Raw genomic sequence first — 22,932 nt, forward strand, 5'->3', positions numbered from 1 at the left:
AGTTTCATGCTTCCACTCAGAGCCTAGCACTTAGCCCTTCAATGCACTGAGGGTCAGGTCCAGGCACTTGCGTGCCTTGGTCACCAACTCATCGATTTCAGCCGGTGTAATCACCAGCGGTGGCGCGATGATCATGGTGTCACCCACGGCACGCATGATCAGCCCGTTATCGAAGCAGAACTGCCGGCAGATCATGCCGACGCCCTTGCCTTCGTAGCGCTTGCGCGTGGCCTTGTCCTGAACCAGTTCAATGGCCCCCAACAAACCCACCCCACGAACCTCGCCCACCAACGGGTGATCGTTCAGTTCCCGCAGGCGTTTCTGCAAATACGGTGCCGTTTCTGCCTTGACCCGCTCGACAATTTTTTCGTCGCGCAGGATACGGATGTTTTCCAGGCCCACAGCCGCCGCCACCGGGTGTCCGGAGTAGGTGAAGCCGTGGTTGAAGTCACCGCCTTCGTTGAGTACGTCGACCACTTCATCGCGTACGATCAGGCCACCCATAGGGATGTAGCCGGAGGTCAGGCCTTTGGCGATGGTCATCATGTCGGGCTTGAGGTCGTAGAAATCGGTACCGAACCACTCACCGGTACGACCGAAACCACAAATCACTTCGTCAGCCACGAACAGGATGTCGTACTTGGCGAGGATTTCCTTGATGCGCGGCCAGTAGCTGTCTGGCGGAATGATCACGCCACCGGCACCCTGGATCGGCTCGGCAATAAAGGCACCAACGTTATCGACGCCGATTTCCAGAATTTTCTCTTCCAGTTGATTGGCAGCCCAGATACCGAATTCTTCCGGGGTCATTTTGCCGCCTTCGGCGAACCAATAAGGCTGGGCAATATGGACGATGCCCGGGATCGGCAAGTCGCCCTGTTCGTGCATGTAGGTCATGCCGCCCAAGCTCGCGCCGGCCACGGTGGAACCGTGATAGCCGTTCTTGCGGCTGATGATGACTTTCTTCTTCGGCTGGCCCTTGATCGCCCAGTAGTGACGAACCATACGCAGCATGGTGTCGTTGCCTTCGGAACCGGAACCGGTGAAGAACACGTGGTTCATGCCTTCTGGCGCGATGTCGGCGATGGCTTTGGCCAGTTCCAGCACCGGAGGGTGAGCGGTCTGGAAGAACAGGTTGTAATACGGCAGTTCGCGCATTTGCTTGCTGGCGGCGTCGGCCAGCTCATCGCGACCATAACCGATCGCCACGCACCACAGGCCGGCCATGCCGTCGAGGATCTTATTGCCTTCGCTGTCCCACAGGTAGACGCCCTTGGCATTGGTGATGATCCGCGGGCCTTTCTCTTTCAGCTGCTTGAAGTCGCTGAACGGGGCCAGGTGGTGATCGCTGCTCAGGGTTTGCCATTCACGGGTTTGCGGATTGTTGCTGGTCATTACGAATCTCCTAAAAAAATCCAGGTGAGAGCGCCGCTCGACAACGGCAGCGCCCGGTGCATCAGACGGCAAACAGCAGGAATTCCCGTTCCCACGAACTGATGACGCGCTTGAAGTTTTCATGCTCGGCCCGCTTGACCGCGACGTAGCCAGTGATGAAATTTTTGCCCAGGTACTTCTCGATGGTGGCGCTGCTTTCCATGCGTTCCAGCGCATCCTCGATGGTCAGTGGCAGGCGCAGGTTGCGGCGTTCATAGCCACGCCCCACCACCGGCGCACTCGGGTTCAGGCCTTCGACCATGCCGATGTAACCGCAGAGCAAGCTCGCGGCGATCGCCAGGTACGGGTTGGCATCGGCGCCCGGCAAGCGGTTTTCCACCCGGCGGTTTTGCGGCCCTGCATCCGGCACCCGCAGTCCCACGGTGCGGTTTTCTTCGCCCCACTCCACGTTCACCGGGGCCGAGGTGTCCGGCAGGAAGCGGCGGAACGAGTTGACGTTGGGCGCAAACAGCGGCAACAGCTCGGGAATCAGTTTCTGCAGACCACCGATGTGCTGCAGGAACAACTGGCTCATGGTCCCGTCTTCATTGGAGAAGATGTTCTTGCCGGTTTCGATGTCGATGATGCTCTGGTGCAAGTGCATCGCACTGCCCGGCTCGCCGGTCATGGGCTTGGCCATGAAGGTCGCCGCCACGTCGTGCTTGAGCGCGGCTTCGCGCATGGTGCGCTTGAACACCAGAATCTGGTCGGCCAGGGACAGGGCATCACCGTGACGGAAGTTGATTTCCATCTGTGCCGTGCCGTCCTCGTGGATCAGCGTGTCGAGGTCCAGCTCCTGCAATTCACACCAATCGTAGACGTCTTCGAACAGCGGATCGAATTCGTTCGCCGCTTCGATGGAGAACGACTGGCGACCGATTTCCGGGCGGCCGGAGCGGCCGATCGGTGGCTGCAGCGGATAGTCCGGGTCGTCACTGCGCTTGGTCAGGTAGAACTCCATTTCCGGCGCCACGATTGGCTGCCAGCCCTTGTCGGCATAGAGTTTCAGGACCTTCTTGAGCACGTTGCGCGGCGACAGCTCGATCGGGTTGCCTTGCTTGTCGTAGGTATCATGGATGACGATGGCGGTCGGTTCGATGGCCCATGGCACCGGGTACACCGCGTTCTGGTCGGGACGGCAGATCATGTCGATGTCGGCCGGGTCGAGCAGTTCGTAATAGATGTCGTCTTCGACGTAATCGCCGGTTACGGTCTGCAACAGCACGCTTTCTGGCAGACGCATGCCTTTTTCGGCGATGAATTTGTTGGTCGGCGAAATCTTGCCCCGGGTAATCCCGGTCAAGTCGGCGATCATGCATTCGACTTCTGTGATCTTGTGGTCTTTCAACCAATCGGTGAGCTGGTCGAGGTTGTTACTCATAAATGCCTCTAGGCTTTGAGTTTCCCGACCCTTGCGAGTCAGGCGATGTTTGACGCATCGGCGTCGCGTTGAAATACGTATCTGGCACAGGCTATCGTGATTTTCTGGGCACCCCGGTAAACATGGGGCGTGCAAAATCACGAGCGGTACCTTGCACGATGGCCGAGCCGCTATTGTGAATAGGTTCTATATTGAATGGAGTAACCGTAATGGGTGTGCCATCGAGGCTGTCCAGAATAACGGACGGGGATGGTCGATCCGCCAGGGAAGCGAGGATCACCGACAGGTCCGAAGCCTCTGGAGCCTCAACGCTCAAGCAGATATCGCCACTGATGTGATAAGCATGCAGACCGTTCTGCCTGGAGCAGTCGGTGACGCCGATTAACGGCAGGCGAGACATGAAGCACCCCGGTATTATTGCTGTTATGGGTTTGATTCGAGCTTAGCCTTGTTCATTTTTTTACACAACACCCCCGTAAAAAATACAACACGGTCTGCTCAAGCCTGCGGGTGTCGCGTCCCCCATGGATAAAAAAACGCCCCAAACTGCCCCATAAATGCCGTCACGGCGCTTTTTTAGGGCAAAAAAGGCCTCGCTTGACTTCGGCAGGCCGTTCGGGTTGACTGGAATCTGAAAAGATCAATGATTGATATTTTTAACAACAAAGGTGTTGCATCATGTCGGTACCCCCGCGTGCCGTTCAGCTTAACGAAGCGAACGCGTTCCTTAAGGAACATCCTGAGGTTCTGTACGTTGACCTTCTGATTGCGGATATGAATGGTGTGGTGCGCGGCAAGCGCATCGAACGCACCAGCCTCCACAAGGTTTACGAGAAAGGCATCAACCTGCCGGCCTCTCTATTTGCTCTGGATATCAATGGCTCGACGGTGGAAAGCACCGGCCTGGGCCTGGACATCGGTGATGCTGACCGAATCTGCTATCCAATCCCCGATACCCTGTGCAATGAACCCTGGCAGAAGCGCCCGACCGCGCAACTGTTGATGACCATGCACGAACTCGAAGGCGAGCCGTTCTTCGCCGACCCGCGCGAAGTGCTGGCCAATGTCGTGCGCAAATTCGACGACCTGGGCCTGACCATCTGCGCCGCGTTCGAACTGGAGTTCTACCTGATCGACCAGGAGAACGTGAACGGTCGTCCGCAGCCGCCTCGCTCACCGGTTTCCGGTAAACGCCCGCACTCGACCCAGGTCTACCTGATCGACGACCTCGACGAATACGTCGACTGCCTCCAGGACATTCTGGAAGGCGCGAAAGAGCAAGGCATCCCGGCCGACGCCATCGTCAAGGAAAGTGCCCCGGCGCAGTTCGAAGTGAACCTGCACCACGTGGCCGACCCGATCAAGGCCTGCGACTACGCGGTCCTGCTCAAGCGTCTGATCAAGAACATCGCCTACGACCATGAGATGGACACCACCTTCATGGCCAAGCCTTACCCGGGCCAGGCGGGTAACGGTCTGCACGTCCATATCTCGATTCTCGACAAAGACGGCAAGAATATTTTTGCCAGTGAGGATCCCGAGCAGAACGCCGCGCTGCGTCACGCGATCGGCGGTGTGCTCGAGACCCTACCCGCACAGATGGCTTTCCTCTGCCCGAACGTCAACTCCTACCGCCGTTTCGGCGCACAGTTCTACGTGCCAAACTCGCCGAGCTGGGGCCTGGACAACCGCACCGTGGCCCTGCGCGTACCGACCGGCTCCGCCGACGCGGTGCGTCTGGAGCACCGTGTAGCCGGCGCCGATGCCAACCCGTACCTGCTGATGGCTTCGGTCCTGGCGGGCGTGCACCACGGCCTGGTCAACAAGATCGAACCCGGCGCGCCGGTGGAAGGCAACAGCTACGAGCAGAACGAGCAAAGTCTGCCGAACAACCTGCGCGATGCCTTGCGTGAGCTGGACGACAGCGAAGTCATGGCCAAGTACATCGATCCGAAATACATCGATATCTTCGTCGCGTGCAAAGAGAGTGAGCTGGAGGAGTTCGAACACTCCATCTCCGACCTTGAGTACAACTGGTACCTGCATACCGTTTAAGCGGTTGTAGCGAAAAAACGCCGTTGGCTGATAAGGCCTGCGGCGTTTTTTTATGTCCGCCTGCGGCGGATCGCGGGCTTGCCCGCGATGGCGGCCTAGAAGACAACACACAACCCTGCTCGTACAATGCCCGCTGCCCCGCAGGAGACTCCAATGACGCGCACCGCCACCGTTCGCAAACCCCGTGCACGCAGCCAGGCCCGGATCGACTCGATACTCGATGCGGCGCGCACGCTGCTGGCGGCCGAGGGCGTGGCCAGTCTGTCGATCTACAGCGTCGCCGAGCGCGCCGAGATCCCGCCCTCTTCCGTCTACCACTTTTTTGCCAGCGTCCCGGCCCTGCTCGAAGCGCTGACGGCCGATGTCCACGCGGCGTTCCGTGCCTGTCTGCAAGCGCCCATCGACCATCACGCCTTAGGCGGCTGGCGTGATCTGTCGCGCTTGGTGGAACAACGCATGCTGGCGATCTACAGCGAAGACGCCGCCGCCCGCCAATTGATCCTCGCCCAGCATGGCCTCACCGAAGTCACCCAGGCCGACCGCCAACACGACATCGAACTGGGCGACCTGATGCACAAGCTGTTCGATCACCACTTCGAGCTACCTAAATTGCCGAATGACGTCGATGTGTTTGCCCTGGCCATGGAACTCGGCGACCGGGTATATGCACGTTCGGTGCAGCAACACGGGCAGATCACCCCACGCATGGCCGAGGAAGGCATGCGCGTGTTTGATGCGTATCTGGGGCTGTACCTGCCGCCGTATTTGCCAAAGCGCGTAATCCCTGCCTGATTCTTTATTGGCTTCATGGGGCTCTTCGCGAGCAGGCTCGCGAAGGCCTCACCGCCGAACTGACTGATTCATACGTATAAAAAAACCCGAAGGACTCAAACCCTCCGGGGTTGTGTGCACCGCACGCGCCTTACAACTTGGCGATCGACACCTCGGTGGATTTCACGAAAGCGATCACTTCACTGCCCACCGCCAGTTCCAGCTCTTTCACCGAACGAGTGGTAATCACCGACGTGACAATGCCGGAAGCGGTCTGCACATCGATTTCCGACAGCACGTCACCGAGGACGATTTCCTTGATGGAGCCTTTGAATTGGTTGCGAACGTTGATGGCTTTGATAGTCATGATGTTGATTCCTGTCGTGGATAAGGCTTGAGTTATTGAGCCCAACGCAACTGCGTAGGCAAGGGTGAAACAGGTTCCGGTTCCGGCGGCTGTCCGGGCAGTGACAGCACGCGATTGAGGACTTCGGTTTCCAGCGCCGCCAGCCGTTGGGAACCGCGGACCCGAGGGCGCGGCAGCTCCACGTGCAGGTCGAGGCCGACTTCGCCGTCCTCGATCAGGATCACCCTGTCGGCAATCGCCACCGCTTCACTGACGTCGTGGGTCACCAGCAACACAGTGAAGCCGTGCTGCTGCCAGAGCCGTTCGATCAGTTGCTGCATTTCGATTCGGGTAAGGGCATCCAGCGCGCCCAAGGGCTCATCGAGCAACAGCAGGCGCGGTTGATGGATCAACGCACGGGCCAGCGCCACACGCTGCTTCTGCCCACCGGACAAGGCCGCCGGCCACTCGTTGGCGCGGTCCGCCAGGCCGACCGCTTCCAGGGCTTCCAGTGCCTTTGGTCGCCAGTTGCCCTTGAGCCCGAGGCCGACGTTATCGATGATCTTTTTCCATGGCAGCAGACGCGCTTCCTGGAACATCAACCGGGTGTCTTCCCGCGCCTCACTCAGCGGCGCGGAACCGGCCAGCAATTCACCACCCGTAGGCTGATCGAGGCCGGCCAACAAGCGCAGCAAGGTGCTTTTGCCGCAACCGCTACGACCGACCACCGCGACGAACTGGCCCGCCGGAATATGCAGATCGATCTCGCGCAGCACCTGCCGTGAACCGAAGGTTTTTTGCAACTTGCGCACCGCCAGCGGAATGCCGCGCAGCAGGCGTAGAGGTTGTTGAGCCGTCATGCGGCACCTCCTTTAACGACTTGATAGGCCGGGTGCCAACGCAGCCACACACGCTCAAGTCCACGGGCCGCGAGATCAGCGAGTTTGCCGAGTACCGCGTACATCAGAATCGCCAGCACCACCACGTCGGTCTGCAAGAATTCCCGGGCATTCATCGCCAGATAACCGATGCCGGAGCTGGCGGAAATGGTTTCTGCCACGATCAGCGTCAACCACATGAAGCCCAGGGCGAAGCGCACACCGACCAGAATCGAAGGCAGCGCGCCTGGCAGGATCACTTGGCGAAACAGACTGAAACCGGACAAACCGTAACTGCGGGACATCTCCACCAGCGCCGGGTCGACGTTACGGATGCCGTGATAGGTGTTGAGGTAGATCGGGAACAACGTGCCCAGCGCCACCAGGAAAATCTTCGCCGACTCGTCGATGCCGAACCACAGGATCACCAGTGGAATCAGCGCCAGGTGCGGCACGTTACGGATCATTTGCACCGAACTGTCGAGCAAGCGCTCGCCCCATTTCGACAGGCCAGTGATAAAGCCCAGGGTCAGGCCGAGGCCCCCGCCGATGGCAAAGCCCAGCGCCGCACGCCAGCCACTGATAGCCAGGTGTGTCCAGATCTCGCCGCTGCGCACCAGGCTTACACCGGCTTCGATCACGGCGATGGGTGCCGGCAGAATCCGTGTGGACAACCAGCCCGCCGACACCGACAACTGCCACACCGCCAACAGCAATACCGGCAACGCCCAGGGCGCGAGGCTGTGGATGATTTTCTTCATGGCGCGCCTCAGCTCTGGGACGCGGCTTTGGGAAGAATATCGTTGGCCACCATCTCGCCGAACGGGCTGACGTAGCCGGCGCTTTTCGGCCGCTCGGGACGTTCGATATCCAGATGCGGGAACAACAATTCCGCGACGCGATAGGACTCTTCCAGGTGTGGATAACCGGAGAATATGAAAGTGTCGATGCCCAGGTCCGCGTATTCCTTCACGCGGGCGGCCACGGTCGGACCATCGCCCACCAGCGCCGTCCCGGCACCGCCACGCACCAGACCGACACCGGCCCACAGATTGGGGCTGACTTCCAGATTGTCGCGACTGCCGCCGTGCAGCGCGGCCATGCGTTGCTGGCCAACCGAATCGAAACGCGCCAGCGAAGCCTGGGCGCGCGCAATGGTGTCGTCGTCCAGATGCGAAATCAGTCGATCCGCCGCCTGCCAGGCCTCGGCATTGGTTTCGCGAACGATCACATGCAGACGAATACCGAAGCGCACGGTGCGCCCGAGCTTGGCGGCTTTGGCGCGTACCTGTTCGATCTTCTCGGCAACGGCCGCCGGTGGTTCGCCCCAGGTCAGGACCATTTCCACCTGTTCTGCCGCCAGGTCCTGCGCCGCTTCGGAAGAGCCACCGAAGTACAGCGGCGGACGCGGTTGCTGGATCGGCGGATAGAGCAGCTTGGCGCCCTTCACGCTGATGTGCTGACCGTCGTAATCGACGGTTTCGCCTTCCAGCACCCGACGCCAGATACGGGTGAACTCCACCGAGGCCTGATAGCGCTCCTCATGAGTCAGGAAGAGGCCATCACCGGCCAATTCTTCCGGATCACCACCCGTTACCAGGTTGAACAATGCTCGCCCGCCAGACAACCGATCCAGCGTCGCCGCCTGACGCGCGGCCACCGTCGGGGAAATGATCCCGGGGCGCAGGGCGACAAGAAACTTCAGACGCTGGGTCACAGGAATCAGCGATGCAGCTACCAGCCAAGAGTCTTCGCAGGAACGACCGGTAGGAATCAGCACCCCGCCGAAACCCAGGCGATCAGCCGCTTGCGCGACCTGTTGCAGGTAACCATGGTCGACAGCGCGAGCGCCTTCGGCGGTGCCAAGGTAATGGCCGTCGCCGTGGGTAGGCAGGAACCAGAAGATATTGAGGCTCATGGAGTGGTCTCCTTGGGGAATCGAATTACTGGGCTTTGGTTACTGAGCTTTGGGCAACGGCCGCCGGTGGCGTCCAGATCACGTCTTTGATGCTCAACGGCTTCGGAATCAGCTTGAGCTGGTAGAAGCTGTCGGCGATTTTCTGCTGCGCGGCGACCACTTCCGGAGTAAGGAACAGCGCACCGTAGCCCTGGCGCTTCACCGAGGTCAGGGTGATGTCCGCCGGCAGGCCGAGCAGTGGTGAAACCTGTTGGGTCACGTCTTCAGGATTAGCCTTGGACCATTCGCCAACCGCACGCACTTCTTCCACGAGGGTCTTGATCACCTCAGGATTTTTCTGTGCGTAAGGCTTGGTCGCCAGGTAGAACTGGTGGTTGTCCACGATGCCTTGGCCATCGCGCAGAGTGCGCGCTTGCAGTTGCTGTTCGGCGGCAGCCTGGTACGGGTCCCAGATGACCCAGGCGTCGACGCTGCCACGCTCGAATGCGGCGCGGGCATCGGCCGGCGGCAGGAACACGGTCTGGATATCGGTGTATTTGAGGCCGGCGTCTTCCAGGGCGCGAACCAGCAGGTAGTGCACGTTGGAACCTTTGTTCAGGACGACTTTCTTGCCCTTGAGTTCGGCCACCGATTTGATCGGTGAGTCTTTCGGCACCAGGATCGCTTCGCTGTGGGGTGCTGGTGGTTCGTAGGCGACGTAGAGCAGATCGGCGCCTGCCGCTTGAGCGAACACTGGTGGTGTTTCGCCGGTCACGCCGAAGTCGATGGAGCCGACGTTCAGCCCTTCGAGCAGTTGCGGGCCGCCGGGGAATTCAGTCCATTGCACGTCCACGCCCTGGGCGGTGAGGCGTTTTTCCAGAGTGCCTTTGGCTTTGAGCAGCACCAGGGTGCCGTATTTCTGATAGCCGATTCGTAACGTCTCGGCCTGAGCTTGAGTAATGGCGCCGAAGGTGACAGCCGCAGCAAACAGAGCGACCAGACCACGACGCAAAATGACAGGGCGCATGGCGCTCTCCTTTTTGCTGTTGGGTTTTGGCTGCACCTGCTTGCCCGTTGGCGGGCGAGTAAGGCCAGTACATCAATTTTGGGTGGGGCTTACTTTCAGTGGAATTCAAATGCTCCAGCGAGCACTCAACAAACGATCATTCAACAGATTCGGATCGAGCGGCTTGGGCCGTCGCGCCATGGCGCTGAAAAACAATTCCAGCGATTCATTCAGCCGTTCTTCCAGCTCAGGAGCCAGCTGCGCCTGGGCACTGCCTTCGCCATAAGCAATCTGGCTGTCGACCGCGAAAATCCCCTGCAGCAGTTCCTGGGCTTTCAAGGCCGACAACACTGGCTTGAGTGCGTAATCCACCGCCAGCATGTGGGCGATGCTGCCTCCCGTTGCCATCGGTAGAACCACTTTGTGCGCCAGAGCGCGCTCGGGCAGCAGGTCCAGCACGGTTTTCAACGCACCGGAAAAAGAGGCTTTGTAGACCGGCGTGGCGATCAGCAAGCCATCGGCGTTTTCAATCTGTTGCAGCAGATCGATCACCTTCGGGCTGTCGAAGCGCGCATGCAGCAAGTCTTCGGCCGGGAAGTCCCGCACCTGGTAACTCACCACTTCCACGCCTTGCCCTTGCAACCAACGTTGGGAGCGCTCCAGCAGCACTCCGGAACGGGAGCGTTGGCTGGGACTGCCACCGAGTGAGACGACCAGCATTCAGACAATTCCTTGAACGGTGTTGGCGATTCGCGGTTTGCGATCTCGCTTCGATGGAGTGACCTTAACAGCTGACTTATATATCCATAAATCATATTTATTCATTTGGTTATGCATTTAAGCAATATGCAGTTTCATGTGTTCCAGACAAAAAAACAGGCCGTCGAAACGGCCTGAAAATCCCCTGCTTTATGGATTCAATTCACCTTGAAACTTGCGGCGCCTGGGCCATCGTCTTCGCGAGCAGGCTCGCTCCCAGAGTTGACCGCGGCATCCGCCACACCACCAGGCTCAATGACTCAACGGTTTGGTTGCGGCGTCAGGCGCAAGTAAGGCTTCACCGCACGATAACCCTTGGGAAAGCGCTGCTTGATTTCATCTTCATCCTTGAGCGAAGGCACGATGACCACCTCGTCACCGTCCTGCCAGTTGGCCGGGGTGGCCACCTTGTGGTTGTCGGTGAGCTGCAGCGAGTCGATTACCCGCAGGATTTCGTGGAAGTTGCGACCGGTACTCGCCGGGTAGGTGATGGTCAGCCGCACCTTCTTGTTCGGGTCGATCACAAACAGCGAGCGCACGGTCAGGGTGTCGTTGGCGTTGGGATGGATCAGGTCGTAGAGGTCCGAGACCTTGCGGTCGGCGTCGTCGAGGATCGGGAAATTAACGACGGTGTTCTGGGTTTCGTTGATGTCTTCGATCCAGCGGTGGTGCGAATCCACCGGGTCGACGGACAGTGCGATGGCCTTGACGCCACGCTTGGAAAATTCATCTTTCAATTTGGCGGTGAAGCCGAGTTCGGTGGTGCACACCGGCGTGAAGTCCGCCGGGTGGGAGAACAGCACGCCCCAGCTATCGCCCAGCCACTGATGGAAACGGATGGTGCCGGCGCTGGAATTCTGTTCGAAGTCGGGGGCGATATCGCCCAGTCTGATGCTCATTGTGCTGCTCCTTGGTGAGTGCTGGTTGAACTCAACTGTGCCTGCGTTTCTTATCTATTAAAAAGAATAAATATCAATTTATTTAGATCCAAATGAAATATTAAAGATCTGTTCACTGGACGCGACTTCCCATCCCGTCGAACATCGGCCACAAGGTTCGAGAAGGCCTTGAGTTGCTGCAAAAGAGGGGAACTTCAAGGCGGGTTTACGGGGGTGAGCCCGGCTTGAAAACGCAAAAGCCCCGCCCGGCGTGATGCCGGGCGGGGCTTTTTTTGCGTCGGTTACGCGATTACAACAGCGGGATCGAGTAGCTGACGATCAGGCGGTTTTCGTCCTGCGAGCGAGTATTCGGCAGGTCGGTACGCCACATGGCGTTTCTCCACTGCAGGCCGAGGTTCTTCAGCGGGCCCGACTGGACGACGTAGCCTACGGTCAGGTCGCGTTCCCACTCGGAAGCACCATTAGCTGCTTGTCCACCGGCCGCGTTGACGGTATCGATGTCGTCGCCGTGCAGGTAAATCACGCCAGCCGTCAGGCCAGGTACGCCGACCTTGGCGAAGTCAAACGAGTAGCGTGCCTGCCAGGTGCGCTCGCCGGCACGGGCGAACTTCTGGATTTGCATGTCAGTAATGATGTAGGCCGACGAGCCATCACCCTGGTTCAGAAACGGGAAGTCGCTGCTGCCGTTGCTGACCTGATAACCACCACCGAAGGTGTGACCTTCAACGGTGTACAGGAACAGGCCGCTGTACAGGTTGTTGTCGACCTTGCCTTTACCATTAGGCGCGTTGTAGTCGCCCGAGGTGTAGTAGAACGGATCGTGACCGTTGGCACCGTCATCACGGCTGTTGAAGTAGCGCAGATCGGATTTCAGTACGCCTGGCCCGATTGCCCAGTTGTGTGTCAGACCCAGGAAGTGCTGTTTGTAGAAATCTTCCAGATTGCCGTAATAGTACTGGGCAGTCAGGTCTTTGGTGATTTTGTAGTCACCGCCACCGTAGATGAACTTGTTGCTGTCGCGACCAGCAGCCGTGCGACCGTTGGCACCGGCAATCGACAGCTCTTCATTGTTGCTGGAGTTACGACCCTTGGCGTGTTCGATCTGACCACCGATCAGTGTCAGGTCTTTGATATCGCCCGAGGTGATCTGGCCACCCTGGAAGGTTTGTGGCAGCAGACGACCGTCGTTGGTCACGATCACCGGCAGTTTCGGCTGCAAAGTACCGAGCTTCAGCTCAGTCTGGGAGATCTTGGCCTTGGCTGTCAGACCCAGGCTGGAGAAGTTATCAACTGCTTCGCCGTTGGACTTGCTCGGAAACACAGTGCCGCCATAAGCGTTACCAGAGGTGCCATTAGCGTTAACGTTGCCATTAGTGCCGCCGCCCGAATCCAGACGCACACCCAGCAGGCCGATGGCGTCGATACCGAAGCCAACGGTGCCTTGGGTGTAGCCGGAAGTGAAACGCAGATCGAAACCTTGGCCCCATTCTTCGTTTTTGTTCGGCTCGGCACTCCCGTCACGGAAGTCCTGGTTGATGTAGAAGTTACGCAGCCCCAAAGTAGCCTTGCTGTCTTCGATGAAACCGGCGGCGCTTGCTTGCTGCGCCAGAACCCCTACGGCCACAGCCAGGGCCAGGGTGGACTTGTTCATGTGTTTCGCTCCTATCGTTTCTAATTTTTGTGTTGCTGGTCCGGGGTCGAACGCCCTGGATCCTTGAATTTGGGCCGCGCAGGATACCTGTTCATAAATCTAAAAAGAATCAGCGCATCATTATTCATATCGCAATGGAATATGGATTCGCAGCAGTTGCCCGAGCCAGGACATCGGTATCGGCTCGAAAATCAATTACTGAGGTTGTTCTACTAGAGGACTGAAGAGGTCATGCGGGGGCCTGATGTGTCAGGTGGGCCTACTTTAGGTGGTCACGACAGAATCTAAAAAGAATAAAAAATCATCATGTGCATTCTTTATGGAATATAAAAATCAACCCGAAAAAAAGCCTCGTCGAATTGACGAGGCTTTTTAGCTACAGCTTACATGAAGGCGTAGGTGTAGTTGAAGATCAGACGGGTCTGGTCTTTGTCGGGCAGGCCGACCGCGTCGCCACGGTAAACACCATGACGCACGGTTGCGCCCAGGCCTTTGAGCGCGCCCTGCTGGATGGTGTAGTCCACCCGCATGTCGCGTTCCCACTCGGATGCATCACTGCCGCCGGTGGCGGACTTGATGTTTTCACCCTTCAAGTAAGCCACAGAAGCTTTCAGACCTGGCACGCCTGCAGCAGCGAAGTCGTAGGTGTACTGGCCAAAGGTGGTGTTTTCACCTGCCCGAACGAAGCCGTTGATCATGGCATCGGTGAACAGGTAGAAGCTGGAGCCCCCATTCGCTTCCGGACGACCATTGCTATCAACCACGTTGCCTTGGTTCAGGTAAACGAAGCCACCGTCATCGTTGACCCGCTGATGACCCAACAAGAAGGCGTTGCCACCCAGGGTGTAGGTGAACATGGCGCTCCAGGTCTTGTTATCGACCTCGCCCGGGGTCTTGGCAAAACCACCGTTGTTATTGAAGCGGTAGCCAACGTCACCGTTCTTGCCATCGGAGCTGCTGTCGAAATAGCGCAGATCAGTCTTGAAGGACTGTTTTGGGTCGATCTGGAAGACATGAACCAAGCCAAGGAAGTCCTGCTTGTAGTAGTCCTTCAGATTAGCGTGGTAGTACTGCAGCATCAGGTCTTTGGTGACCTTCCAATCAGCACCGGCGTAGCGGAACTGGTTGCTGTCCTGAGTACCGCCAGCCACGGCCAGACCTGTGGAGTTTGACGAGGCGCGACCCGCCGAGTGTTCCAGCTGACCTACGTTGAAGGTCACGTTGTCGATTTCCTTCGAGGTGATGGTGCCACCGTCAAAGGTCTGCGGCAGCAAACGGCTGTCGTTCGCTACCAGGATCGGCATGTTCGGCTGCAGAGCGCCACCCAAGTGGGCCTCGGTCTTCGAGAAGCGAGCCTTGACGTTGGCAGCCGCACGGCTCCATTCGTCCACGGCCGAACCATCGGTGTCGCTTGGGAAGAACGTGTTGTTGTTGGCTGGGTGATGACCTTTGCCGCCGTCCAGGTGGATACCCATGAGCGCCTGAGCATCGATACCAAAACCAACGGTACCTTGTGTGAAACCAGACAGATAATCGAGCTTGAGGCCTTCAGCGGTCTCTCTCTGATCCGAGCCCCCGGCATCACGGTTATCGTCGTTGTAATACATGGTGCGCGAACTGATGGAAGCCTTGCTGTCTTCGATGAAACCCGCGGCGCCTGCCTGCTGCGCCAAAACCCCTACGGCCACGGCCAGGGCCAAGGTGGACTTGTTCATTGTTAAGCTCCTCTCGTCTCTAATTCTTGTAGTCCTGGTCCCGGGTCCATTGCCCGGAATCCTAAGATGCGCGATTAGCGCCGGACGGTGACTCACAAGTCAATCGTAACCATGTGTGTCTACGACCATAGTCTAATCCCCAGTTTTTTGGTCCATGCAGGGTCATGAGTTCGTCATGAACCTGAAAAGAATGGGTGGATTCTTTTCTCATACCGTTTAGGAATTAAGCTCCCCGTCCTGCGACTGCTCAGAATAGAGCGGCGGCTGATTAGCTAATTCCTAAAGGATATCCCCCAAGCGATCTATAGATCGATCCGGCCTTGACACAATCCCGCAACAATTGCTGTCGAAATGGCCAACGCCCTGCCGACCAAACGCGCACTATCCAGCCCGTTTGTTACAGTTTATGTATCGGCGATTTTATTTTTCGGAGGACTTGTAGGAGCGGGCTTGCTCGCGATGGACGTCAACGAAGACGACGGCGTCCTGGATGAACGAGGTGCCTTCGCGCTCATCGCGAGCAAGCTCGCTCCTACAGTGGGTGGGGCGATCAGAGGGCCTTTTCGAAGATCTTCGAATTACGCTGATAGTTGTACAGCGACGCCCGCGCCGACGGCAGGCGCTCGACGCTGCTCGGCGCAAAGCCACGCTCGCGGAACCAGTGGGCCGTGCGGGTGGTGAGGACAAACAAGGTTTTCAATCCCTTAGCCCGGGCGCGGGTTTCGATGCGCTCCAGCAGTTCATCGCCGCGACCGCCATGACGGTACTCCGGGTTCACCGCCAGACACGCCAGCTCACCGGCATCCGAATCGGCAATCTGATACAACGCCGCGCAGGCGATGATCATGCCTTCACGCTCGACCACGCTGAACTGCTCGATCTCGCGCTCCAGCACTTCACGGGAACGCCGCACCAGAATGCCCTGCTCTTCCAGCGGGCTGATCAAATCCAGCAATCCACCGACATCTTCGATGGCCGCTTCGCGCACCACTTCGAACTGTTCCTGGGCGACCAGCGTACCGCCACCGTCACGGGTGAAGAGTTCGGTCAGCAGAGCACCGTCCTCGGCATAGCTGACGATATGGCTGCGGGCCACGCCGCCCCGGCAGGCTTCAGCCGCGGCATCGAGCAGTTCCGCCTGGTAGTTGTTGCCCAGGCGCTGCAGATGCGCCGGCACCTGTTGCGGACGCAGCTCACGCACCAGTCGCCCGTGTTCATCGATCAAGCCTTCCTCAGCACCGAACAGCAGCAGTTTGTCCGCGCCCAGGTCGATGGCGGCGCGGGTGGCGACGTCTTCACAGGCGAGGTTGAAGATTTCGCCGGTCGGCGAGTAACCCAATGGCGACAGCAGCACGATGGAGCGCTCGTCCAGCAGGCGGTTGATGCCCTTGCGGTCGACCCGGCGCACTTCGCCGGTGTGGTGATAGTCGACGCCTTCGAGCACACCGATCGGTCGTGCGGTCACCAGGTTGCCGCTGGCCACCCGCAGGCGCGAGCCCTGCATGGGTGAGGAAGCCATGTCCATCGACAGCCGTGCTTCAATGGCGATGCGCAGTTGGCCAACGGCGTCGATCACGCACTCCAGGGTCGCGGCATCGGTGATGCGCATACCGTGGTGGTAATGCGGGGTCAGACCACGGGCGGCAAGACGCGCTTCGATTTGCGGGCGGGAGCCGTGCACCAGCACCAGCCGCACGCCCAGGCTGTGCAACAACACCAGGTCGTGGACGATATTGCCGAAGTTGGAGTGCTCGACACCGTCACCGGGAAGCATGACGACAAAGGTGCAATCGCGGTGGGCGTTGATGTAAGGCGAAGCGTGACGAAGCCAATTGACGTATTCGGGCATGAACCTGGGCCTGTAATAAATAGCAGCCGAAAAAAGGGCGAAACAGAAAACGCACAGCGGGCTGGTGGTTATCGTCGGAACAGGCTTGGCGACACGCGCGCTCTCCTCATGAATACGGGTTGGGATACCGGCAATTTATACGGCCTTTCGGGCAATGCACAAACCCTGTGGAAGCGAGCAGGCTCGCTCCCACATTGATAGCAATCAACTCACCGGTGCCGGTGTCAGGCAGTAATGTTCAATCAACTGACGTAATAGATGCACCGTAGGCTGCAAACGTGACATTTCGAGGAATTCCCCCGGCTGGTGAGCGCAGGCGATATCGCCAGGGCCGAGTACCAGTGTTTCGCAGCCAAGACGCTGAAGATAAGGCGCTTCGGTGCCGAACGCTACCGCTTCGGCACGATGGCCGGTGAGCTTTTCTGCGATTCGCACCAGCTCCGCGTCCTCGGCCTGCTCGAACGGCGGCACTTCGGGGAACAGTGGCGCGTAATCGATCTTGACCTGATGCCGCTCGGCGACCGGCCTGAGCCTCTGCAAAATCTCCGCACGTAGCGCCTTGGGGTCCATGCCCGGCAACGGTCGCAGGTCGAACTCCAGCGAACACTGGCCGCAGATGCGGTTCGGGTTGTCGCCACCATGGATGCAACCGAGATTCAGGGTCGGGGTCGGCACGCTGAACTGCAGGTTGCGAAATTCACGCTGCCACAGCAAGCGCAAACCGCGCAGTTCACCGATGGCATCGTGCATGGCTTCCAGGGCGCTGTGGCCCAGGCGTGGGTCCGAGGAATGACCGCTCTGCCCAAGGATATCGATGCGTTCCATCATGATGCCCTTGTGCATACGGATCGGTTTGAGTCCGGTCGGTTCACCGATCACCGCTGCCCGCCCCAAAGGGCGCCCTGCTCCAGCCAGCGCCCGGGCACCGGACATCGAGCTTTCTTCATCACAGGTGGCAAGGATCAGCAGCGGCTGTTTGAACGGTTGATCGAGCAGCGGCTTCACCGCTTCGATGGCCAGGGCGAAAAAGCCTTTCATGTCGCAACTGCCCAGGCCGACCCAACGGCCGTCGACCTCGGTCAATTTCAGCGGATCGGTCTGCCACAGCGCGCCATCGAACGGGACCGTGTCACTGTGACCGGCCAGCACCAGACCACCGGGGCCGCTGCCGAAACTGGCCAGCAGATTGAATTTGCCGGGGCTGACCTGTTGGATGTCGCAAGCAAATCCAAGGTCGCCGAGCCAGGCGGCCAGCAGGTCGATCACCGGACGATTGGATTGATCGAGACTCGCCTGGGTGCAACTGACGGACGGTGCAGCGATCAGTGCAGCGAACTGATCTTTCATGGATGGCAAAGGCATCGCTGGCTCCAACTCCCGAATTGAAGTCCATCATAGAGCCATCCAATGACAGGAATAAACCGTTGCGGCGCGTAGGTTGAACGAGTCCTGTACACTGCACGACCTTGGCAGCCACACATTCCCCCGGCTGCGCTCCCGATCCTGGATTTTCCGGCCATGCAGAAAGAAACCGAAATCAAACTCCGCGTCAGCCGCGAAACCCTCGCCGCCCTGCGCGAGCACCCGTTACTGAAAAAACGCAACAAAAGTGGCTGGGAAAGCCGTGAATTGATGAACCAGTACTTCGACACGCCCGAACGCGACCTGGCCCGCGCCAAGGTGGCCCTGCGTCTGCGCAAGGATGGCGATGCCGTGATTCAGACCCTCAAGACCCGCGGCCAGAGCGTCGCCGGTCTGTCCGAGCGTAACGAGTTCGAATGGCACCTGCCCAAAGCCAAGCTCGATGTGAAGAAACTCGACGGCGAATGCTGGCCCGAAGCGCTGGCCGAACTGGACAAGAAAACCCTGAAGCCGATTTTCACCACCGATTTCGTGCGCGAATACGCCGAGATCGCCTGGGGTCGCGGCAAGTCCAAAGTGGTCATCGAAGCCGCGCTGGATCTGGGCCAGGTGATCGTCGGCAAGCAGAAAGAAGAAATCTGCGAACTGGAACTGGAATTGCGCGAAGGCGAACCGGCCGCGCTGCTGGAACTGGCCGCTGAACTGGCCGCGACCCTACCACTGATGCCGTGTGACATCAGCAAGGCCGAACGCGGTTATCGCTTGCACGACGCCAACAGCTACTCGTTGAGCTTGCCGGCACCGCAACTCAGCGCCGAAACGCCGCTGGACGATGCCTTCGCCGCCCTGTGCTGGCATTTGCTGGCCAGCAGTCAGCGTCTGGCCGAGCAGTATCGTTTCAACGGCCACTGGCGATTGCTGCAAGACTGGGTGGAAAACCTCGCCGAGTTGCGTGCACTGATCAGCAGCCTCGGCCAGGCCGCGCCGCGTCAATCGACCCACGACCTGCGCGCCGCACTGGATGCCTTGCTGGAAGACTGGCGTCCGCTGGTCCAGGCCGGTATGGATGATGAAGACGTGCGTAAAGCCGCGCCGGAACAGTTCCTCGAAGAACTCGAAGACCCGCGCTGGGGCCTGTTTTCCCTGAGTACTTCACGCTGGTTGCTGGCCCGCACCTGGACCGCCGACCGTAACACCCGTGGCAATCGCCAGGGCGCTGCGCAGTTGGGTAGTTGGTTGCCGCGACTGTTGGGCGAAGAAGCCAACTCGCTGCAATTGCAGCGCTACCAGCAACAACCGGAAGACCTGGCCGAGCAACTGCCGCGTATCGAACGTATCCAGGCCTGGCTGCACCACGCGCGCAACGTGATGGAAATCCCGGAAATGGATCGCCTGTATGGCGAGCTGAATAAACTGGCGCAACTGGCCAACGAACCGATCACCGACGAAGCCCTGGATGCGCGCAAGCAGCAGGCGATTGCGGTGTATCAGAATCGGGCCTGGAAGACTTTGCTGCGCCTCTGACACCGCCATCGCTGGCAAGCCAGCTCCCACAAGGGTCGATGTTGAAATGCATATTGTGTTTCAACACAAAAACCTGTGGGAGCTGGCTTGCCAGCGATGAGGCCCACACAATCAACGCAGTTCAGACCGGCAAACTCGTCGTGGACTTGATCTCTGACAAAGCCACGATCGAGTTGACCTCCTGAATCCCCGGCACCATCGACAGCTTCTCGAAGAAGAAGCGCTCATAAGCCTCGATGTCCGCCGCGACGATCCGCAACATGAAATCCACAGCCCCCATCAACACATAACACTCCAGCACCTCGGGAAACCCACGAATCGCCTCGGTGAACTCAGTGAAGTTCGAGCGTCCGTGGGCGTTGAGTTTGACCTGGGCGAAAATCTGCGTGTTCAGGCCGATTTTCTTGCGGTCGAGCAGGGTCACCTGGGCGCGAATGATCCCCTCCTCTTTCATCCGCTGGATTCGCCGCCAGCAGGGCGACTGCGAAAGTCCCACCTGCTCGGCGATCTGCGCACTGGAAAGCGAAGCGTCCTCCTGAAGCAGCGCAAGGATCTTGCGGTCGTAGCCGTCCAGCTCGCTTTGCATAAAAAAACCTTTGATTACTGATTTTATGAATTATGCGATTCGATTTAACCGCCATTCAGCCCATCATAGATAAGAAATACCCGCCACCGAATGTAAAAATTTCTCCATTGATTGTGGAGAACCACCATGCCGCACCTGGAAGCCGTGAACACCCGCGCCGATGTCTGGAATGTCAGTAACGTGCACTGCCGCGTGCGCTACCAATTACTGGCCGAAGCCGAGCCCGACCTGCTGTGTCGCGCGCTCAACCTGTTCGCCTTGCAGTTCTTGACGCCGGATGAGGTGCACGTGCAGCGCCAGGACGATTTGCTGGCCATCGAGGTGGTCATCGACAGACTGAGCTGGCACCGCGCCCAGGTAATCGCAGAAAAACTACGTAACCTGATCAGCGTCTGCTCGGTGGATCTGCAAAGCGCCGACCCTGCCTGGGTTGAAGCCGCTCAGGCAATCGGCTGAAAAAACCCGATACGGCTTCGTCGGGTAGTGGCCCAACGGTCTGTGGCGCCACGACTATCCTTTGCGCACTGTTGTTCAAAAGGAGCCCGCATGTCCGTTCAACTCGCCATTCAGGACCGCTGGCTGGATCTCAATGAAGTGCTGCGTGAGCTGGTCGCCCAAGGCTTCATCAGCCAGGACTCGGCAGAACACGCGCTCAATGCCCGTCGCCGCCACGCCGCTCATGGCCAGATGCATCCACTGGAGTTCATCGCCAGCCAACAGCTGAACGACCTCAGTCGCCCCGGCAAGCACCTCGATCTGGAAAACCTGACCCTGTGGTTGTCCCAACAGGCTGGCCAGCCCTACCTGCGTATCGACCCGCTGAAAATCAACGTCGCGGCCGTGACACCGCTGATGTCCTACGCCTTCGCCCAGCGCCACAAGATTCTCGCGGTCTCCATTGACCGCGACGCTGTGACGGTGGCGAGCGCCCAGCCCTACGTCAACGGCTGGGAAGCCGACCTGACGCATGTGCTGAAGTTGCCGATCAAGCGTGTAGTGGCCAACCCAGTGGATATCCAGCGCTTCAGTGTGGAGTTCTTCCGCCTGGCCAAATCGGTCACGGGGGCGAGCAACGCCGATCAGCAGACCAGCACCCTGGGCAATTTCGAACAGTTGCTCAATCTCGGCGCCAGCGATCAGGAACCGGATGCCAACGACGCGCATATCGTCAACATCGTCGACTGGCTATTCCAGTACGCGTTCCAGCAGCGCGCCAGCGATATCCACATCGAACCCCGACGCGAACAAGGCACGGTGCGCTTTCGCATCGACGGCGTTTTGCACAACGTCTACCAATTCCCGCCGCAAGTCACCATGGCCATCGTCAGCCGCCTGAAAAGCCTGGGGCGGATGAACGTCGCGGAGAAACGCAAACCCCAGGATGGCCGGGTCAAGACCAAGACCCCGGACGGCGGCGAAGTGGAGCTGCGGCTGTCGACCCTACCGACTGCCTTCGGCGAAAAAATGGTCATGCGGATCTTCGACCCGGAGGTGTTGCTCAAGGACTTCGATCAGCTGGGGTTTTCAGCCGATGACCTGCGGCGCTGGCAGGACATGACCCGTCAGCCCAACGGCATCATTCTGGTCACGGGGCCGACCGGTTCAGGCAAGACCACCACGCTGTACACCACGCTGAAGAAACTGGCGACGCCGGAGGTCAACCTCTGCACCATCGAAGACCCGATTGAAATGGTCGAGCCGGCGTTCAACCAGATGCAGGTCCAGCACAACATCGACCTGACCTTCGCTTCCGGGGTGCGCGCGTTGATGCGGCAAGACCCGGACATCATCATGATCGGCGAGATCCGCGACCTCGAAACCGCCGAGATGGCGATCCAGGCCGCCCTCACCGGTCACCTGGTGCTGTCGACGCTGCATACCAACGATGCACCGAGCGCCATCAGCCGCCTGCTGGAACTGGGCGTGCCGCATTACCTGATCAAGGCCACGGTACTCGGGGTCATGGCCCAGCGGCTGGTGCGAACCTTGTGCCCGCACTGCAAGGCTCCGAACACCCTGGGGGAAGAAGACTGGCAAACACTGACCCGGCCCTGGCAAGCCCCCCTGCCCACCCACGCACAACGCGCCATCGGCTGCCTGGAGTGTCGCGACACCGGCTATCACGGCCGCGCCGGGGTGTACGAAATCATGCAATTGACCGACGGTCTGAAAGCGCTGATCAGTCCCGACACCGATTTGCTGGCGGTGCGGCGTCAGGCGTTCAAGGAAGGCATGCGCAGCTTGCGCCTGTCAGGCGCACAGAAGGTGGCGGCCGGCTTGACCACTGTCGAGGAGGTCCTGCGCGTGACGCCGCAGAGCGAGCAGAAGTAGGTAAGCGGCAATGGAACTCGATTGGGGGAATCGCTATCAAAGGCGGTAGTTTATCCAGTGGAGTTACCTTCTATGCGTCTCAAACTTGCTATCGCTACCATCGCCCTGTTGTCCCTGCCTGTCGGTTCGGCGATGGCTGATAGCTTTTGGCGTAACGTTCTTACTTCCGGTGCAACCACCGGTTCGACCTACCTGACCTTCAAGGATAACAAGCTGATCGTCGCTGCCCAGGACGATGCCGGCAGTTTCGTCGCCAGTGACGGCGGCATCCGCGGCCCGTATCTGGAAGCCGCGATGCAGAAAGTCCGCGCTGACAACCCGGGCCTGCAGGCCACGGACATGGAGTTGGCGAACGCGATTTTGGCGAAGAACGCCGTGGCTTCGGAATAAGCTTCCAGCCAAACAGAAAATGCCGCTCACTTGAGCGGCATTTTTTTGCCCGGATTTCATACATAAACTACACATTCATTGAAGATCCCTGTGGGAGC

At 59.0% G+C, this 22,932-nt stretch carries 21 protein-coding genes; 6 read left to right on the top strand and 15 right to left on the bottom strand.

The genetic code is table 11. The features are described from left to right. Positions 1-30 precede the first annotated feature (30 nt). The 3 genes from FFS64_RS24115 to FFS64_RS24125 form a co-directional block, all read right to left on the bottom strand. Positions 31-1,395, bottom strand: a complete 1,365-nt coding sequence (locus FFS64_RS24115; protein ID WP_137807421.1) for an aspartate aminotransferase family protein — start codon at positions 1,393-1,395, stop codon at positions 31-33. Between the two features lie 61 nt (positions 1,396-1,456). Continuing rightward, positions 1,457-2,815 carry a glutamine synthetase family protein gene (locus FFS64_RS24120; RefSeq protein ID WP_137807422.1) on the bottom strand — a complete coding sequence of 453 codons (1,359 nt, stop codon included), beginning with the start codon at positions 2,813-2,815 and terminating at the stop codon, positions 1,457-1,459. A 91-nt stretch (positions 2,816-2,906) separates the two neighbouring features. Next, entirely contained in the window at positions 2,907-3,215 is a 309-nt protein-coding gene (locus FFS64_RS24125) for a glutamine amidotransferase (RefSeq protein WP_171017127.1), read from the bottom strand. A 278-nt stretch (positions 3,216-3,493) separates the two neighbouring features. Between FFS64_RS24125 and FFS64_RS24130 the strand changes: the two genes are divergently transcribed. Continuing rightward, on the top strand, positions 3,494-4,870 hold the full coding sequence (locus FFS64_RS24130) for a glutamine synthetase family protein (RefSeq protein WP_137807423.1): 1,377 nt from the start codon (positions 3,494-3,496) through the stop codon (positions 4,868-4,870). Between the two features lie 153 nt (positions 4,871-5,023). Next, the gene (locus FFS64_RS24135) at positions 5,024-5,662 is read left to right on the top strand and encodes a TetR/AcrR family transcriptional regulator (RefSeq protein WP_137807424.1); all 639 of its coding nucleotides are present in this window, start codon (positions 5,024-5,026) and stop codon (positions 5,660-5,662) included. Between the two features lie 130 nt (positions 5,663-5,792). Here FFS64_RS24135 and FFS64_RS24140 read toward each other — a convergent pair whose 3' ends face one another. The 11 genes from FFS64_RS24140 to argE form a co-directional block, all read right to left on the bottom strand. Beyond that, a complete protein-coding gene (locus FFS64_RS24140; RefSeq protein ID WP_007967989.1) occupies positions 5,793-6,008 on the bottom strand; it encodes a molybdopterin-binding protein in 216 nt (71 codons plus the stop codon). A gap of 32 nt (positions 6,009-6,040) precedes the next feature. After that, the gene (ssuB, locus tag FFS64_RS24145) at positions 6,041-6,847 is read right to left on the bottom strand and encodes an aliphatic sulfonates ABC transporter ATP-binding protein (protein WP_137807425.1); all 807 of its coding nucleotides are present in this window, start codon (positions 6,845-6,847) and stop codon (positions 6,041-6,043) included. Then, on the bottom strand, positions 6,844-7,626 hold the full coding sequence (gene ssuC, locus FFS64_RS24150) for an aliphatic sulfonate ABC transporter permease SsuC (protein ID WP_095196293.1): 783 nt from the start codon (positions 7,624-7,626) through the stop codon (positions 6,844-6,846). Before ssuC ends, ssuB begins: the two co-directional genes overlap by 4 nt. 8 nt (positions 7,627-7,634) lie before the next feature. Continuing rightward, positions 7,635-8,783, bottom strand: a complete 1,149-nt coding sequence (gene ssuD / locus FFS64_RS24155) for an FMNH2-dependent alkanesulfonate monooxygenase (protein WP_137807426.1) — start codon at positions 8,781-8,783, stop codon at positions 7,635-7,637. Positions 8,784-8,808: 25 nt separating this feature from the next. Continuing rightward, complete coding sequence (locus FFS64_RS24160; protein WP_137807427.1) at positions 8,809-9,789, bottom strand: sulfonate ABC transporter substrate-binding protein; 981 nt, start codon at positions 9,787-9,789, stop codon at positions 8,809-8,811. A 105-nt stretch (positions 9,790-9,894) separates the two neighbouring features. Beyond that, positions 9,895-10,488 (bottom strand): NADPH-dependent FMN reductase, encoded by a 594-nt coding sequence (ssuE, locus tag FFS64_RS24165; protein WP_095196291.1) that lies wholly within the window; start codon positions 10,486-10,488, stop codon positions 9,895-9,897. A 299-nt stretch (positions 10,489-10,787) separates the two neighbouring features. Then, the gene (locus FFS64_RS24170) at positions 10,788-11,426 is read right to left on the bottom strand and encodes a peroxiredoxin (protein WP_137807428.1); all 639 of its coding nucleotides are present in this window, start codon (positions 11,424-11,426) and stop codon (positions 10,788-10,790) included. Positions 11,427-11,715: 289 nt separating this feature from the next. Continuing rightward, positions 11,716-13,077: an OprD family porin gene (locus FFS64_RS24175; RefSeq protein WP_137807429.1), complete on the bottom strand. Its 1,362-nt coding sequence runs from the start codon at positions 13,075-13,077 to the stop codon at positions 11,716-11,718. A gap of 383 nt (positions 13,078-13,460) precedes the next feature. Then, on the bottom strand, positions 13,461-14,792 hold the full coding sequence (locus tag FFS64_RS24180) for an OprD family outer membrane porin (RefSeq protein ID WP_137807430.1): 1,332 nt from the start codon (positions 14,790-14,792) through the stop codon (positions 13,461-13,463). A gap of 550 nt (positions 14,793-15,342) precedes the next feature. Beyond that, positions 15,343-16,641 (bottom strand): amino-acid N-acetyltransferase, encoded by a 1,299-nt coding sequence (gene argA / locus FFS64_RS24185; RefSeq protein WP_137807431.1) that lies wholly within the window; start codon positions 16,639-16,641, stop codon positions 15,343-15,345. Between the two features lie 204 nt (positions 16,642-16,845). Further along, on the bottom strand, positions 16,846-18,003 hold the full coding sequence (gene argE / locus FFS64_RS24190) for an acetylornithine deacetylase (protein ID WP_137807432.1): 1,158 nt from the start codon (positions 18,001-18,003) through the stop codon (positions 16,846-16,848). 156 nt (positions 18,004-18,159) lie between these two features. Between argE and FFS64_RS24195 the strand changes: the two genes are divergently transcribed. Further along, the gene (locus FFS64_RS24195) at positions 18,160-19,527 is read left to right on the top strand and encodes an inorganic triphosphatase (protein WP_137807433.1); all 1,368 of its coding nucleotides are present in this window, start codon (positions 18,160-18,162) and stop codon (positions 19,525-19,527) included. 121 nt (positions 19,528-19,648) lie between these two features. Here FFS64_RS24195 and FFS64_RS24200 read toward each other — a convergent pair whose 3' ends face one another. Then, entirely contained in the window at positions 19,649-20,113 is a 465-nt protein-coding gene (locus tag FFS64_RS24200; RefSeq protein ID WP_095196284.1) for an Lrp/AsnC family transcriptional regulator, read from the bottom strand. Between the two features lie 126 nt (positions 20,114-20,239). Between FFS64_RS24200 and FFS64_RS24205 the strand changes: the two genes are divergently transcribed. The 3 genes from FFS64_RS24205 to FFS64_RS24215 all read left to right on the top strand — a co-directional run bounded on the left by FFS64_RS24205 (position 20,240) and on the right by FFS64_RS24215 (position 22,834). Next, positions 20,240-20,569 carry a hypothetical protein gene (locus FFS64_RS24205; RefSeq protein WP_137807434.1) on the top strand — a complete coding sequence of 110 codons (330 nt, stop codon included), beginning with the start codon at positions 20,240-20,242 and terminating at the stop codon, positions 20,567-20,569. Between the two features lie 90 nt (positions 20,570-20,659). Further along, complete coding sequence (locus FFS64_RS24210; RefSeq protein ID WP_137807435.1) at positions 20,660-22,444, top strand: GspE/PulE family protein; 1,785 nt, start codon at positions 20,660-20,662, stop codon at positions 22,442-22,444. Between the two features lie 72 nt (positions 22,445-22,516). Then, complete coding sequence (locus FFS64_RS24215) at positions 22,517-22,834, top strand: DUF2388 domain-containing protein (protein WP_137807436.1); 318 nt, start codon at positions 22,517-22,519, stop codon at positions 22,832-22,834. The last annotated feature ends 98 nt before the right edge of the window (positions 22,835-22,932 follow it).

Origin of the sequence: Pseudomonas sp. G(2018), from assembly GCF_005502415.1 — a bacterium.
Lineage (GTDB): Bacteria > Pseudomonadota > Gammaproteobacteria > Pseudomonadales > Pseudomonadaceae > Aquipseudomonas.

Excerpts from the sequence above, each read along its gene's own strand:
- FFS64_RS24180 (WP_137807430.1), bottom strand. The coding sequence starts at position 14,792 with ATGAACAAGTCCACCTTGGCCCTGGCCGTGGCCGTAGGGGTTTTGGCG.
- FFS64_RS24135 (WP_137807424.1), top strand. The coding sequence starts at position 5,024 with ATGACGCGCACCGCCACCGTTCGCAAACCCCGTGCACGCAGCCAGGCC.
- FFS64_RS24115 (WP_137807421.1), bottom strand. The coding sequence starts at position 1,395 with ATGACCAGCAACAATCCGCAAACCCGTGAATGGCAAACCCTGAGCAGC.
- ssuE (WP_095196291.1), bottom strand. The coding sequence starts at position 10,488 with ATGCTGGTCGTCTCACTCGGTGGCAGTCCCAGCCAACGCTCCCGTTCC.
- FFS64_RS24170 (WP_137807428.1), bottom strand. The coding sequence starts at position 11,426 with ATGAGCATCAGACTGGGCGATATCGCCCCCGACTTCGAACAGAATTCC.
- FFS64_RS24120 (WP_137807422.1), bottom strand. The coding sequence starts at position 2,815 with ATGAGTAACAACCTCGACCAGCTCACCGATTGGTTGAAAGACCACAAG.
- FFS64_RS24205 (WP_137807434.1), top strand. The coding sequence starts at position 20,240 with ATGCCGCACCTGGAAGCCGTGAACACCCGCGCCGATGTCTGGAATGTC.
- ssuC (WP_095196293.1), bottom strand. The coding sequence starts at position 7,626 with ATGAAGAAAATCATCCACAGCCTCGCGCCCTGGGCGTTGCCGGTATTG.
- FFS64_RS24130 (WP_137807423.1), top strand. The coding sequence starts at position 3,494 with ATGTCGGTACCCCCGCGTGCCGTTCAGCTTAACGAAGCGAACGCGTTC.
- FFS64_RS24125 (WP_171017127.1), bottom strand. The coding sequence starts at position 3,215 with ATGTCTCGCCTGCCGTTAATCGGCGTCACCGACTGCTCCAGGCAGAAC.
- FFS64_RS24210 (WP_137807435.1), top strand. The coding sequence starts at position 20,660 with ATGTCCGTTCAACTCGCCATTCAGGACCGCTGGCTGGATCTCAATGAA.
- ssuB (WP_137807425.1), bottom strand. The coding sequence starts at position 6,847 with ATGACGGCTCAACAACCTCTACGCCTGCTGCGCGGCATTCCGCTGGCG.
- FFS64_RS24215 (WP_137807436.1), top strand. The coding sequence starts at position 22,517 with ATGCGTCTCAAACTTGCTATCGCTACCATCGCCCTGTTGTCCCTGCCT.
- ssuD (WP_137807426.1), bottom strand. The coding sequence starts at position 8,783 with ATGAGCCTCAATATCTTCTGGTTCCTGCCTACCCACGGCGACGGCCAT.
- FFS64_RS24140 (WP_007967989.1), bottom strand. The coding sequence starts at position 6,008 with ATGACTATCAAAGCCATCAACGTTCGCAACCAATTCAAAGGCTCCATC.
- FFS64_RS24200 (WP_095196284.1), bottom strand. The coding sequence starts at position 20,113 with ATGCAAAGCGAGCTGGACGGCTACGACCGCAAGATCCTTGCGCTGCTT.
- FFS64_RS24160 (WP_137807427.1), bottom strand. The coding sequence starts at position 9,789 with ATGCGCCCTGTCATTTTGCGTCGTGGTCTGGTCGCTCTGTTTGCTGCG.
- FFS64_RS24175 (WP_137807429.1), bottom strand. The coding sequence starts at position 13,077 with ATGAACAAGTCCACCCTGGCCCTGGCTGTGGCCGTAGGGGTTCTGGCG.
- argE (WP_137807432.1), bottom strand. The coding sequence starts at position 18,003 with ATGCCTTTGCCATCCATGAAAGATCAGTTCGCTGCACTGATCGCTGCA.
- FFS64_RS24195 (WP_137807433.1), top strand. The coding sequence starts at position 18,160 with ATGCAGAAAGAAACCGAAATCAAACTCCGCGTCAGCCGCGAAACCCTC.
- argA (WP_137807431.1), bottom strand. The coding sequence starts at position 16,641 with ATGCCCGAATACGTCAATTGGCTTCGTCACGCTTCGCCTTACATCAAC.